General features: G+C 63.1%; 7 protein-coding genes. 6 read left to right on the plus strand and 1 reads right to left on the minus strand.

Annotated elements, in window-relative coordinates; all coding sequences use genetic code 11:
• Nucleotides 1-654: 654 nt before the first annotated feature.
• Nucleotides 655-3,906: a coiled-coil domain-containing protein gene (locus tag ACCQ07_RS00605; RefSeq protein ID WP_372165794.1), complete on the plus strand. Its 3,252-nt coding sequence runs from the start codon at nucleotides 655-657 to the stop codon at nucleotides 3,904-3,906.
• A 40-nt stretch (nucleotides 3,907-3,946) separates the two neighbouring features.
• Nucleotides 3,947-4,597, plus strand: a complete 651-nt coding sequence (locus ACCQ07_RS00610; protein ID WP_372164859.1) for a hypothetical protein — start codon at nucleotides 3,947-3,949, stop codon at nucleotides 4,595-4,597.
• 150 nt (nucleotides 4,598-4,747) lie between these two features.
• Here the strand turns inward: ACCQ07_RS00610 and ACCQ07_RS00615 are convergent, their stop codons facing one another.
• Nucleotides 4,748-5,770, minus strand: a complete 1,023-nt coding sequence (locus ACCQ07_RS00615; protein ID WP_372164861.1) for a PfkB family carbohydrate kinase — start codon at nucleotides 5,768-5,770, stop codon at nucleotides 4,748-4,750.
• Between the two features lie 286 nt (nucleotides 5,771-6,056).
• On the opposite strand from ACCQ07_RS00615, the gene ACCQ07_RS00620 reads away from it, so the two are divergent.
• The 4 genes from ACCQ07_RS00620 to ACCQ07_RS00635 all read left to right on the plus strand — a co-directional run bounded on the left by ACCQ07_RS00620 (nucleotide 6,057) and on the right by ACCQ07_RS00635 (nucleotide 14,949).
• Complete coding sequence (locus ACCQ07_RS00620; protein WP_372363689.1) at nucleotides 6,057-8,837, plus strand: TonB-dependent receptor; 2,781 nt, start codon at nucleotides 6,057-6,059, stop codon at nucleotides 8,835-8,837.
• A gap of 364 nt (nucleotides 8,838-9,201) precedes the next feature.
• On the plus strand, nucleotides 9,202-13,038 hold the full coding sequence (locus tag ACCQ07_RS00625; RefSeq protein WP_372363690.1) for a LamG-like jellyroll fold domain-containing protein: 3,837 nt from the start codon (nucleotides 9,202-9,204) through the stop codon (nucleotides 13,036-13,038).
• Between the two features lie 225 nt (nucleotides 13,039-13,263).
• Nucleotides 13,264-13,950 carry a Shedu anti-phage system protein SduA domain-containing protein gene (locus ACCQ07_RS00630; RefSeq protein WP_372164867.1) on the plus strand — a complete coding sequence of 229 codons (687 nt, stop codon included), beginning with the start codon at nucleotides 13,264-13,266 and terminating at the stop codon, nucleotides 13,948-13,950.
• 69 nt (nucleotides 13,951-14,019) lie between these two features.
• Nucleotides 14,020-14,949 (plus strand): hypothetical protein, encoded by a 930-nt coding sequence (locus ACCQ07_RS00635; RefSeq protein WP_372164869.1) that lies wholly within the window; start codon nucleotides 14,020-14,022, stop codon nucleotides 14,947-14,949.
• Nucleotides 14,950-15,006 lie beyond the last annotated feature (57 nt).

Consider the following 15,006-nt stretch of genomic DNA (forward strand, 5'->3'; position numbering starts at 1 on the left):
GAATTCAATATTCATGCCCCGGAAAACCGGATATTCCTGCCAGCCGATCCTGCATTCGCACAAACACTGGGCATCACACCGCATAGCGGTGGTCCTATCTCGGATTACCAGATCGGGCTCCAGCAAAACTTGCGGCGTTTGCAACGAAGCACCGACTACATTGACGCACGGAGCGGCGACCCAGAAGCCCTGGATCGAATTGCAGCACGCGTAGAGACCCTCCGCGACACGGTTCGTGTGGGTCTCATTAATGGCGATTTGCACACTAATGCGCCACTTGGCCTTCGCGCCGACGATATTCGCCCAAACGTCCAGAATTTCTTTCGCAACGAAGTCGGTTATGGACAGGCCCATGTTGCGCAACTCCAGAGCCTGAAGGGCTATGCGGCGGTGGATAACGGCTGGGCGGCGGTGACACATACCGAAGGCCGTGTGGTGGGCACACTCCAACATATCCAGAGCGTCCCCAATCCTCTGACCCGCGGTGGTGCAGTCGAACTCCAGCGGCATAGTTTGTCTCAGGCTATTTCAAACGCTTACCACGGTGGACGCTTGACCATATCGCCGGGGGGTGTTGCTGTTGTTGAGAACACCTTGGGCGAAGAAGCCGCCAGACCTCTGCGAATTCCTCGCGGTCAAAGCGGTGCCGCGTCCATGGAAGTGCTGCTGGGCAATGCGTCGGCCAGTACCTTGGTGCGCTCGGGTGGCTTGTTGGCGACAGGTGCAGACGCAGTGCTAACCGCGCGCCGCTCGGCCGAGTTGCTGGAACAAGGCAATGCAACGGCCGCGCAGTCCGAAGTCACCCATGCATTAGCGCGCAACGTCGGCGGCTGGGCCGGTGGCGCGTCCACCGCCGCCGCGATTGGTGGCAGCGGCTTTATACCTGCTGCCCTAGTGGTTGGCGATGCGTTGTTGATGAGTAAGGCGTTCGACAAAGGCGCCGACTTGCTGGACAACCGCGCCATCTACCACCTGACCGACAAGGCGGGCGTGGAGTGGCAGTTCAACGGCCGCGACTGGCAGCGCGAAGCGGCCATCGAACTTGCCCAGGATGGCCGGCGCACGTCGGGCGAGCAGCCCGTGGTGGCCAGCTACGAGAAATCGCAGGAACTGGGCGCGCTTGCCAACGCCAAGGCAGTGGAGTTGGCGCTGGGCAAAGCCCCGCCGCCCCAGGACCCGTTCAACCTCCCAGCACGGGCCAGCGACCAGGTTGGACTAGACAACCAGAACTGGCATCGCAATCCCGAGAGCCAGGCATGGGAGCGCCAAGTCAAAACCGCCGTGTCCGGTGCCAACGACCGTGGCAGCTATGAACACCAAACCGCTTCCCCGGAACGCGCGCAGCAGCTCAACCAGGAAGCCTTGGAGCGCATCGAAAGCAACATTGCCTCCGGGCGCGAAGCCATTGCCGCCGCCTACCTGCAAAACCACGCCGCGCAACGGGCCCATGCCTATGGAGTGGAGGTGCCGGCGGCCGTCCAAGCCGCCCAGGCCAAGCCCGGTGCGGTGCTAGGTTCGGACGCCCAGCTTTACCAGCGGAACGAGTCTGGGCAGTGGGCCGGCAAGGATGGCGTCGCCACTGGCAATCTGGCGGTGGAGCTGGAACTGACCGACAAACTGCGGCAGCCCTCAATCGAGCGCTCCCAGGAAGCCTTGGCAGCGATCCATGCGCTTCCGGCTCCCACGGCGGCACAGATGGAGCAGAACGAGCTGCTGCACCGTTACCGGGCCGCAGGCGTCGATTTGAACGTCAACCCGCAGACCCAGCATGCCGTGGCGCTGGCCTCGCAGCGGACCAGGGACGCCAACGGCATCACCGGGCCGACCATGCAGCAGTTGCAGCGCAATGAGTCCGGCCAATACGGCTATGACAGCCCCATCGCGCACCTCCAGCGCGGCAGCGATGGGGTGACTCGCGTGGTGGCCGTCACCAGCAGCGAGGACATTCGGCAGGCGTTGAGCGAGGCGCAAGGCAGCCGGCGAGAGCCGCCAGCCCTTGCACGGGCGCCCGAAGCAAAAGGGGAAACAGACAGCTCTACGTCTGACTCTTCCAATCCGCAACAGGTGCTGGATATCCAGGCGCGCATGCAAGCCTCTGTCGCGGCGCAGGCGCGACAAGAACGCGAACAGCAAGATCGCCTCGCGCAAGAGCAGCATGCCGCGCAGGTGCGCGAGCACCTCCAGCAGGCACAGCCAGAGCGCGAGGATCGGGCGCAGAGCGAACAGGCAGTCCAGGCGCACGCGCTGTTGGAAGGTCAACGCCAAGCAGAGCAGCAGCGTGAGCTAGAAGAGCGCCAACTACAGGAGCGGCAGGCACAGACCAGCCAGCAACGCGAGCTGCAGGAGCGTGAGGAAAGGGATGTCCAGGAACGTCAGGCGCAGGAGCGCCAAGCCCAGGACAACCAGCAGCGGGAGCAGCAAGAGCGCCAGGCTCAAGAAGCCACGCGGGTCGAAGTCCAGGAACGTCAGGCTCAGCAAGCGCAGCAGCAAGACCCCAGCCAGCACTCCTCGCAACAAGCCGATCCTCAGCCGCACGCTCCGGATGCGGCGCTGGCTCAACAAACGCCGCAGCCCGAGTTGCAGCAGTCAGACGCCCACCAGCAGTTAGAGGCGCATAACCAACAGACAGGCGAACGCGCGGCTGACACTACGCCCGACCCACAGACCCAGGCACATGGTTCAGGCAGCGCGCAGTTGCATCAAGCAAGAGAAGCGGAACGCGCGTTGGAAATGCAGGCAGTTGAAAGCCGCGATGCCTCACGCCTGCCGATTCCTGCACTCGAGGGCCAGGAATCCGGCAACCAACCTTTGCAAAGCGCGGAGGCCGATGCGGTGCCGCCAGCACTGCATCCCCAGGTGCAAACGCAGCAAGCAGAGATGGAGCCAGCATCGGTCCGTCAGCAAGACGTGGCGCGTGAGCGGGAGGTGGAGCCTGTTCGCGTCATATCCGCAACAACGCCTGCGTCAGAAGAACCGATGATTGCATCGCAGTCCGCGGGGTCTTCCACTTTTGAACGAGATGCGGGGACAGGTCAGCGCCATCCTTCAGACGCGCCGCATGCCTATCAGGAAGCGGCTTTGCTGCCAGCAGCACACCTCGCGCAAGCACACGAGCAGTCCCTGGAAGCCAGTGCGGTAAGTCGCTCCTCCGCGGGTGCACCAGACGCGGAAAACCAACGCACTCAATCGACCCCGACACATGACCGCAGCGCCGCAGACCCGGGTGGTGCAATCTTCCTGGAAGAGACCATGCGCTCGCTGCGTCAACTGCAACAGGAGATTGAGGCGGCGGATCGGGAAGACGAACGCTTCCACCAGGAATGGAGGGAGTATCGCGAGCGCGGAGAACCTTATCCCTTCGCTCAAAGGAGGGCGCTAGACCAGGAAGGTAGCAGCATGGATGCACTCAGCGCGCACCAACCAAGTGGCCGCTCGCCTAGTGAAGCGGCTGAGCAAGCCGATGCCTTCCCATCTCCAGTTCAGCGCTTTGCCGGTCCAGGGGAAGAGAATGCGCCAAACGACGCGTCGAAAGCTGAGCGCAAATCCATCACGGGCGACCCGGACGTAGACGAGGTCCTCTACGCGCTCGACAGCAAGAACGAGTTGGCGATCGAGCAAGCGCTGAACCGAGTCGCCAACAGCGCAGCGACGCAGGCGCTCATCAAAAGAGGCAACGAGTTCCTGGAGGCGCAGGCCCAGCAGGAGGCCCAGGAGCTCGCCACCACACGTCAGGCGCTGGGGATGGATGTCTCAGCGGAAATCAACACCAGCCGCGGGCCGGTCATGGTGATGACGCTGCCGGAGTTTGCCAAGGGACCGATGCAGAGCGGTCCCCAAGGGGACGGCGGTGGGGGTGGAGACGGCGGCGGGGGAGGAGGCGGTGGTGGTGGAGGGGGTGGCGGTTAGTCAAAATCGCTTCCGTGACCAGCCGAGCTCAGGAGACCCCATGGACAGGCAAGACGCCGCCGCAATGGCGGAAATGATGGCGATTTTGAACGCATCGAACGCCTCGCTGCAGGAAACGGTCAAAGCGCTGACGACGCTGGTGGCATCCATGCAGCAGCGCGAACAACGGCTGCGCGAGGTGGTCGCCGAGCAACTTCAGGTAGTCCAACACGCGGCCAGCAGCGCCGATGCCAAGGTCAATCAGGTACTGGAGAATGCGTTGCCGCGGTTGACGCAGCTGACCAATCAAGCGTTGACGCAGACATTGGAGCCGGCCGCCAAGCGGTTCAACAAAGAGATGGCCACTGCGGATGAGACATTGCAGCAAGCCACTCGACGTTACGCGCAGGCCCAGCAGTCCTTGGAAACAAAGATCACGCGACGCATGGGCATTGCATCCGCCACGATGCTCGTGGCCGGCGTGTTGGGCCTGGGTGCGGTGGCCTACTCGGTTGGCATGATCACCGAAAAGCGAACCGAACTCGCACAGCTTCGAGCGTCCATCGACTACCTGGATCGCGTGTCCCGTGCCGACCTAGCTCCCTGTGGCGAAGACCGGCTCTGTGCCACCTTGGAGAAGAATGGGCCGCGTTACGGCAACCAGCGGCAATACAGAGCGATTAACCTGCGCACTGCAGCTGCTATGCGGTGATCACACCAAAGGCGTTCAGACGCATGTCGAGCACCCTTGGAGCAATCAACGAAATGGCTATGCGGGCGGTGCTGGGTGCGGCATACCCGATCGCAACCGCCAGGACACAAACGCCAGTGCTCTTACGATTCCCAATTCCCCACTCCCGATTCACCGCTTCACATCAAACCGCGCATCGCCCACGCAGGCCTGCACATCGGCTACCGACAGCGGATTGAAATCGCCGGGAATCGAATGCTTCAGGCAACCGGCGGCCAGGCCGAAGCGCGCCGTGTCCTCCAACGACCAGCCTTCGATCAGGCCGTGCAGCACGCCGGCCGCAAACGCATCGCCACCGCCGATGCGGTCGATGATGGGGGTGAGTTCCTCGCTGGGCGCACGTGCCACCGCGCCATCGCGCGGCACCAGCATCGCGCCCAGGCTGTGGTGGTCCACGTTGTGCGCCACGCGCTGCGTGCACGCCATCAACTGCAGCTGCGGGAAGGCAGCGAAGGCTTGCTGCGCGGCCGCCTCCACGCGCGCTTCCAGCGTGTCCTGCGCAAACTCGCCGCCCAGCACCACGCCGATGTCGCGGTAGTCGGCAAACACCACATCCGCGCAGGCAAACAGCTGATGCAGGATGCCGCGCGCATCGCCCTGCCAGCGTTGCCACAGCTTGGGCCGGTAGTTGCCATCGAACGACACCTTCACCCCGGCCGCACGCGCGGCACGTGCCGCCGCCAACGTGGCCTGCGCCACCTCCGCGCCCAATGCCGGGCTCACCCCGGACAGATGCAGCCATTGCACGCTTTCCAGCAGACGCGGCCAGTCGTAGGCCTCGGCCGGTGCCAGCGCAAAGGCCGAGTCGGCGCGGTCGTAGATCACTTCGCTGGGGCGATGGATCGCCCCGGTGGTCAAGAAATACAGGCCCATGCGGCCGTCCACGCGCCGCACATGGCGGGTATCCACATCGTGCCGGCGCAGTTCGCCCAGCACCGCGGCGCCCAACGGGTTGTCCGCCACCGTGCTGACCATCGCCACCTCGTGGCCGAAATGCGCCAGTGATACGCCGACGTTGGCCTCCGCACCGCCGCAGTGCACGTCCAGCCGAGGCTGCTGCAGCAGCAGCGCTTGACCAGGCGCCCCCAGGCGCAGCAATAACTCACCAAAACACAGGATACGGGCACGGCTCATGCGGCAATTACCTCGGCTGGGTGATGCGTGACGCGGTGGGGGCGCCGCCACGCATTTGGATGACCATCGGTGTCATTCTAGCCGGCACGAAATGCCGGCTGCTACGGCCATGATGCGACGTGAAGTGACCGCTTGCACCCGTTTTTCGGAAATTTGGTGGCGTTTTCTGCTGCGCTGCAAGATGTTACGGGACGATTCAGCTGGTAACGTCGTTTTGACCAGCGGTGTCATTGCCGCTCTCAACCCGCTATTTCACATTGTTCATGGACCCTTGGGAGGGGAGGACATGCAATTTCGGACCACCAGCCGGAAGACACCGGTTACCTTGCTTGCGCTGTCGATCGGCCTGGCGCTGAGCGGCCAGGCTGCCGCACAAGACGCCGCCCAATCGCCCGCCGAGCCCGCCGTTGACCTGGACACTGTTACGGTGACCGGTTACCGCGCCAGCGTCGAGAAGGCCCTGGACATCAAGCGCGGCGAAGCCGGCGTGGTCGATGCCATCGTGGCCGAGGACATCGGCAAGTTCCCCGACCTCAACCTGGCCGAGTCGCTGCAGCGCATTCCTGGCGTGGTGATCACCCGCGACGCTGGCGAAGGCCGCGCCATCACGGTGCGTGGCCTGGGCCCGGAATTCACCCGCGTGCGCATCAACGGCATGGAAGCGCTCACCACCGTGGGCGCCGGCGACCAGAGCGGCGGCACCAACCGCGGCCGTGGCTTCGATTTCAACGTCTTCGCCTCGGACCTGTTCTCGCAGCTGATCGCACGCAAGACGGCCTCGGCCGATGTGGAAGAGGGCTCGCTGGGGGCCACCGTCGACCTGCGCACCGCGCGCCCGTTCGACTACAGCGGCTTTACGTTTGCCGCCAGTGGCCAGGCGGCCTACAACGCCATGGCCGAGAAGGCCAACCCGCGTGTGGCTGCGTTGATCGCCAATACCTGGGCCGACAACACCTTCGGCGCGTTGCTGTCGGTGGCCTACACCGAGCGGCAGGTGCTGGAAGAAGGCTCCAACACCGGCCGCTGGGCCAACGGGACGAGCAACGGCAACTTCAGTGCGGCATCGCCATTTGCGGCCGCACGCTCGGCCGACGTGTACCACCCGCGCTTCCCGCGTTATGTGCAGATGGAACACGACCAGCAGCGCCTGGGCGTCACCGGCTCGTTGCAGTGGAAGCCCACCGACCGCACCACCATCTCGCTGGACGCGCTGTACTCCAAGATCGACGCCACGCGCGATGAGCATTACATCGAGGCCATCTCCTTCAGCCGCGGTCGTGACAGCGGCACGCCGCGCCGCGCCGACCGCGACGGCAAGCCGACCACCATCGTGCGCAACGGCGAGATCCGCAACAACGCGCTGGTGTACGGCGAATTCGACAATGTCGATATCCGCTCGGAGAACCGCCACGACGAGTGGAACACCGAGTTCAAGCAGGTCAGCCTGGATCTGGAGCATCGCTTCAGCGATGCCTTCTCCGTGTCCGGCCGTGTCGGTACCTCGCGCTCGGCGCACGAGAACCCGGTGCAGACCACCATCATCATGGACAAGTACGACGTCGACGGGTACAGCTACGACTATCGCGGCAACAACCGCGCGCCGGTGCTGAACTACGGCATCGACCCGACCAATCCTGCCGGGTGGGAACTGGCCGAAATCCGCCTGCGTCCGCAGACGGTGGACAACGATTTCGATACGGCGCAGATCGACTTCAACTGGAACATCAGCCCCGGCTTCCGCCTCAAGGGTGGCGTGCTGGCCAAGGACTACACCTTCAGCACGGTTGAGCTACGTCGCGCCAGCGAAGTGTCGGTGCCGACCTTTGCCAATGGCACCCGCATCGTGCCGACGGACCTGACCGAGCAGGCAGGCCTGAAGGGCATCAACGGCAGCCCGTCCAACTGGGTCGTTCCCAATCTGGATGCCGTGGCCAACCAGCTCGGCATCTACAGCAACACCGGCACCTACGCCGTGGCGCCGCGTGCCAACAACACCCGCAGCGTCGAAGAAAAGGACCGCGGCGTCTGGTTGATGGGCGAGTTCTCCACCGACCTGGGATCCATCCCGCTGTCGGGGAATTTCGGCGTGCGCTATGTGCGCACCGAGCAGGAGTCCACCGGCTATGCGTTGATCAACAACGCGCCGGCGCTGACCACGGTGGGCCGCAAGTACAACAACACGCTGCCCTCGTTCAACCTGGTGGCCGAGCTCGCGCCCGACCTGCTGCTGCGTCTGGGCGCGGCCAAGGTGATGTCGCGTCCCGGCCTGGGCAGCCTCACGCCCGGTGTGACCGTGGCCGTGGCCGGCGGCGCACGCACCGTGTCAGGCGGCAACCCGGATCTGGATCCGATCGAAGCCACCAATGTCGATCTTGGCCTGGAGTGGTACTTCAACGAAGGCGCGATGCTGGGCGTCGGCGTGTTCTACAAGGACATCGAAAGCTTCATCCAGACCGCACGCGAAGTGCGCCCCTATTCCAGCAGTGGCCTGCCGGCCTCCTTGCTGGATGGCACCGGCGCCAGCATCAACGACGACTTCACCTTCAGCATTCCGTTGAACACGCCCGGTGGCGAGTTGAAGGGCGTGGAAGCGAACTATGTCCAGCCATTTACGTTCCTGCCGGGCAAGTGGGCCAACCTGGGCGTGCAACTGAACTACACCTGGGTGGATTCGCAGATCCAGTACCTGTCCAGCACCGGCGCACCGGTGATGAAGAACGACCTGACCGGGCTGTCGCGCTCGTCGTGGAATGCGACCTTGTTCTACGAGGGCGAGTCCTTCGCTGGCCGCATCTCGGCCACCAATCGCGACGACTACCTGACCCAGGCCCCCGGCACCGAAGCGGGATTCAACGTGGATGGCGTACACGGCATGACCGGCACCACCATGATCGACGCCTCGCTGCGCTACAAGATCAGCAAGCAGCTGGAGTTGAGCCTGGAGGGCATCAACCTCACCAACGAAGCGTCCGACGAATGGGTGTGGTCGCCGCAGACCGGCGAGTTGCCGCTGCAGTACACCGAAACCGGCCGCCAGTACTTGCTGGGCCTGCGCTACAAGTTCTGAGTGCAGCCAAGTCGCGCCAAGAGATATCCGCCCGCTACGTACATCGCGTAGCGGGCGCGAGATCAACGGTGCAACGCATCTGTACGACGCACCGCTGGCCGCACACCGCTGCACGCAATGCAGTGGTGGATGGCAACCCGCCCGCGCCGCGCACAACGCACCGCCCTGGTCATCAGCGTGCGTCCAGTGGCGGCCAAGGTGCGATGCACGCGCAGGCTGGCACCGCGTAGTCTATGCAGGCCATCGCGGCGCCGGGCAAGACATGTGGCAGACCCGTGCCGGCGTGGGGCTGTCATCCCCATGCAGTTTCGAATATTCGCCGCGCGGTGACCCCGTGCGGCGATGCTTTTTGAGGAGTCAGGCAGTGAGCGTGCAGAAGTGGTGGACGAGTGTGCTGTTGTTGATTGCGCTGCCGATGCGTGCGGCCGCCGCCGATGCACCGGAGTTGTTGTTCCGCGTCTCGGCCGACCAGAGCCTGCAAGCCGATGTGGCCCGTGGCGATGGCGTGCCCAATTTCCGCGACAAGATCGCGCTGGTGCCCACCGGCAAACGCGGCAACGCCATCGAGTGGGCCGACGACGGCGTGCTGTCGTGGAATGCGCCCGGCAACCTCTACACCCAGCGCGGCACGCTCAGTTTCTTCTGGCGTTCGCGTTACCCGGTCGGCGAAGCGCCGTTCGTGATCTTCCGCGTCGGCTATGCCGACCACACCAGCTGGGACATGGCCTGGCTGCGCATCGACTGGAACGGCCACGGCTTCGATGCCTTCGTCACCGATGCCAATCTCGCGCGCACCCGCGTCTCGTTCAAGCTCGACAGGAATCCGGCCGCCAGCGACTGGACCCACATTGCGTTTGCCTGGGACGAAACCCGCGGCGTGCGCCTGTATGTCGATGGCAAGGAAGCCGCACGCGCACACTGCGGCGCGCCGTGCGCCAATGGCGGTTCGCTCGATTACGACGCCGCGCTCGACCAGTTCGGCCTTGCCGGCCGCGTGATGTCGCCGCACCAGGTGCAGAGCCGCTATAACTTCCTGCGCGGCAGCGACTTCGACGAGATCCGCATCTACGACCGCATGCTCGACGCCGGCGGCGCGGCCGCACTCGCGCGCCTGCAGGAACCCACCACCGCACCCGCCATCACTGCGGACGCGCAATACGCCGCCTTCCTGCATCGCTACGGCTGGGACAACGGCCATGCACCGCCCGCATTGACCGCACCGGTCACGCGCATCCGCAAGGTGGAATTCACCGACGCGCGCGACCTCAAACAATGGATGTGGAAGGCCACCGACGGCATCGCCGAAACCACCTGGCCCGGCGTCTATAACCGCTCGCGGCTGCCGGGACGCAACGACTACTTCCAGCTGCCCGACTGGAACACCTATGTCGAAGGCGGAAAAGCGCTCGACCTTTCCCTGCCGGACGAACCCTTCAACCGCATCGAACTACGCGGCGCCGCCTACGGCCAGGCCACCTACGCTGCACCTAATGCACAGCCGCAACCCCTGTTCGCACGTCAACAAGGCGTGGTGCGCAGCGTGGATCAGTTCCCCGAGCGCCGCGGCGGCACGCTGCGCTTTGCCAACACCGCGCAGGAAACCCCCATCCAGGAAATCTGGGCCTACAACGTGCAGCCGGGCGCCGTGCCCAAAGGCAGCGCGCAACTCAGCTACACCGTGCGCAGCGACATCCAGCCCGACTACGACAACCTCGCCGAACTGCGCGGTGTCATCGCCGGCCGCTACCCGCCGGGCGAGCGGCAGACCGTGATTGCGCTGCCCACCAAGGCGCCGGCCCGCAAGCGCCCCAGCGACAAGACCGCAACAACGAATCAGCACCCCATCGTGCACATCCTGGTGCCCTCCAGCCTGGGCGACCCGCCGCCGGATCAGCCGCTGATGCGCAGCTGGTCCTACGGCTGGGAAAACATGCACGACGGCCTGGACGGCATCGCCATCACCTTGCCGGCGCTGAACCTGCCAGCCACCCACAACGGCAGCATCCCGCTCAACATCCGCATCAAGGACCCCATCTGGCCCGCGCGCGACATGATCGATGTTTCGGTCGCGGTGGCCCCCGGCCAGGCGCGCACGCTGTGGCTGGACCTGCGCGACAGAATCCTCAGCAACGACAGCCTGATGCTCAGCATCGCCGCCGCCGCGCCCGGCTTCGACGCCAACGCGCTCGACGGCACCCAGCTGCAGTTGGTGTTCAAACCGCGCGCCGAGGCCATCAAAGAGCACGTTGCCGACCGCTTCAACCAGGTCAAGGACAACTGGGGCTTTTTGGTCGAAGAACACACCACCTCCAAGCGCCAGCTGCTCTACAAACGGCTGGATGCCGACATCACCGACCTGCTACGCGTCGACCCGGACCACGCCCTCGGCCGCCAGTACTGGAACGACATCAGCTACGCCAACCAGGGCGCGTTGCCGGTCGAACTGCCCCCCGTGCCCAAGGGCGTGCCGGCCTGGGCGTTCTGGCAGCTGCAGGACCTCAGCGCCACCCGCCGCTATATCCGCTGGTGGATCGAGCAGCGCCAGGTGGCCTACGGCGATTTCGGCGGCGGCATCTCGGATGACTCGGACCTGGTGCAGCAATGGCCCGGCGTTGCGCTGATGGGCGTGGATCCGGACATGCTCAACGCCTCCATGCTGGCGCTGTCCGATGCCAACTACCGCAACGGCATGTTCACCAACGGCCTGTCCACCATCGAAACCGACGAGCTGCATTCCTACGAGGAGGGCATCAACCTCAACAGCGCCCTGCTATATCTCAACTGGGGCGACCCACGCACCGTCGAGCGCCTGATGGAAACGGTGAAGGCCTTCGACACCATCATCCAGGTCAACCCGCAAGGCCACCTGCTGTTTGCCAGCAACTGGTTCGGCGGCCGCAAGGTCTACCGCGAGCCCAACTGGCAATGGCAAAAACCGTATTCCTTTCCCATCGTGCACCCGGCCATCCTGCTGGGCGGCTATAACGCCGACCCCAACAGCCGCCGCATCGTCACCGGGTTAGCAGACGGCTATCTCGCCCACGCCTACACCAACGCCAAGGGCAACTGGGCCCTGCCCAACGAGATCAACTGGCAAACCGGCAAAACCCGCGGCGGCGAACTGTTCGAAGGCAGCGGCGGCGCCGACACGCTGCACACTTTCTGGGCCGCCTACCGCTTCACCGGCGAAGATCGCTATCTCAAGCCGATCGATTACCGCGTTGCCAACAGCGGCCCCAATGGCCTCTCGCTGCTCAACGAGAATTTTCTCGATGTCATGGGCAAGCGCAGCGACTGGAGCGGCAAGCTCATCGATGCCGCAAATAAAGACGACGGCAGCGCCCCGGACTTCCTGCATCACGTGGCCTGGGAGCAAACCGGCAATCTCGAGTATCTCGCCGCCATTTACCGCAGCGAGGCACACGAGAAACTGCAGAACTTCTACATGAACACCGAAGGCCACTGGTGGAGCGACCGCGTGGAATCCCCCACGGTCAACCTGCAGCGCGCACGCCTCGGCGGCGTGGCGCTCAAGCGCAACCAGACCTACCCCGGCCACACCGTCAGCTGGCGCTTCGCCGATCCAGAAGCGGCGACCCAGGTCGCCATCGCCATCCCCGCACCCCGGCAAGACCGCTTCACCGTCATCGCCTACAACACCTCCAGTAAACCTCAGCGCGCCAGCATGACCGGCTGGAACGTCGCCCCGGGCCAATGGCGCATCACCCAAGGCGTGAGCAAAGTCAATGACGGCAAGCTCGACAGCGCGGGTAAAACGCAAGAGGTCGCTTTCGAAAAAAGCGCTTCCATTGACATCGACTTCCCCGCAGGCCGCACCACCGTCCTGCAGCTCGAACGTATCGCAGCCACCACCCCGGTCGAACTACGCCCGGACTTGGGTATTGGTCATGGCGACGTGCGGGTGACCGCAGACGGCATTGAGGTGACCGTGCACAGCCTCGGCCATGCCGATGCACCGGCCGGGTTTGTGGTGCTGGAGGATGGGCGTGGGAAGGAGTTGGCAAGAGCTGCATTCCCGGCGTTGGAGGCTCCGCAGGATTTGGTGCCTAGGACGGCGGTTGTGCGTTTGCCGCTGCAGGGCGGGGGCACCGGCAAGGGCGCGCGATTGCGTCTGATAGCTGAGGGCGAGGTAGCTGAGGTGACTCAGCGCAATAACATGCTAGCGGTACCACGAAAGTAGGAAACGAGCTCAAGCAGTGGATTTTCTAGATCCAGGCGTTAGGCCGCAAGTAACTAAGGCATAACAGGATGAGCCCCCAAGGACCGGGCCTAACACCTGTCGCCAGCAGTAGGTACATAGTTAGAAAGCGATTAGCTTCAAACGCTTCTAGTGATTGACCGCTGTCAAGGAGTCGGCGAGGATCAGGTTATCCCGCGCTTAGGCGGTCCAATAGAGTTAGCCGCCATGACGATCAGACTTGCCAGCCCTAATGAATATCCGAAGCACTTCCCACCGCAAGCTTGGCATGTCCTGCCAGCGGCAATCGAGAGCGCAGTCCAAGCCGCCTTTGCGGAGCTAGTCGAAAATCCGAGTGCGGGTGAGACAGAAGCCGACAATTTTCTCAAACGCAACCCCGCGCTTCTTGGACAATGCCTTAACTTCACCAACTTTGGCCATCATGGGACTTGGGTAGTACCGCAGAAATTGGTTGACCCCGGCGCTAACACAGTAAGAAAGGGCAAAAAGCCAGACTATCTACTCGGCGGAAAGAACTCCGACGGGTTCCATTGGTGTGTCGTCGAACTTAAGAGCCCGAACGAGAAATTGTTCAAGAAGTCCGCCTCAGGCGTGGCATTTAGTGCCACGGCCAATGAGGGGATCTGCCAACTAATTCAATACATTGACTACTGCTCAGCCAACCAATCCTTCATGCGCGATCACTTCAAACTCAATGAATTTCGCGAGCCAAGAGGATTCTTGGTGCTTGGCCGCGAGGCTGAGCTAGATCAAGATCCGGAGTTGCAAGAGCTGCGCTCCGCTTGGAATCGTCTATCAGGCGGGCGATTGATGATCCGATCTTATGATGCCATCTTGCGTAGCAACACCAGCTCGTGGGGACAAGTCGAGCATGGCTACCACAACGAGGGCTAACAAGCCATTCAAGCCGAACCCGCTTCGCGGGTCGGCTTAATTCAAGCGTTAAGTCTATTAGGAGACTTCGTGGCAACTGGTCGGGATGAAGCCAGCGACGAACTATCAGATTGCACTGTGCACACGCATCCAGTGCCCGCTGGTGAGCTGAGCCGATACAGCGTCGAAGGCGACCCGCACGCCGAACAGGACATTCGCAGTTACGTAGAGGGCCAAGCACGGGACGAAGTCGTACAGCACGTAGAGCGCGTGAAGCGCGAAGTGGTGCTTGGCCAGGTGTATGAGATCTGGGACGTGACCACGGATAAGGATAGGTGGTGGGTGCTCACCAACTTAACGAACCTGTACTCGCAGCGCCACTTCCCTAGCTTGGATTACACCCTTTCGTTTCACATCGGCCTGATGGCTCGGCTCCGGGACAGATCGGGAGGGGCAGACGCTGAAGAACCCTCGCCATTCGAAGAAGTGATCCGCCGAATGGATCAAGCCGAAGGTCGCCTTGGCCATGCCGTCGAAGCCGAGGACTATCAAGCGGTGGGCATGCAACTGAGAGAAGCTCTCCTTTCACTTGTAGTAGCGGTTCGCCGTAGAGTGACGATCCCGGAAGGGCTGGACGTACCACAAGCAGCAAACTTCATTGCGTGGTCCGATCTGCTCATGAACATCCTCTGCGGTGGAGGAAGCAATCGAGAGTTGCGGCAGCACCTGAAAACTTTGGCCAAAGAGACATGGCAGTTGGCTAATTGGCTCACACATCACCGCAACGCCACTGAGATAGCTGCTTCAGTTGCTCTGCATTCTTGTCAGACGGTTGTTGGCCATCTTATACAATTGGTGCAGCGGAGCAGCACCAATCAAGTCGAGCGCTGCCCCGTGTGTTCCTCCAGGAACATCCGGACACACTTTGATATTGAGATTCCGCCGGATGGCCAGTACTTCTCCAGCTGTGGCAGCTGCGATTGGGATAGTCATCCCGGATATGGCACAGAAGAGGCCTAACAATTCGTCCAAGCCGACGCCAACTCGTGGCGCGGCTTAACTCAAGCGTTAGGCATC

This window comes from Xanthomonas sp. NCPPB 3583 (assembly GCF_041475715.2).
Taxonomy (GTDB): Bacteria; Pseudomonadota; Gammaproteobacteria; order Xanthomonadales; family Xanthomonadaceae; genus Xanthomonas; species Xanthomonas euvesicatoria.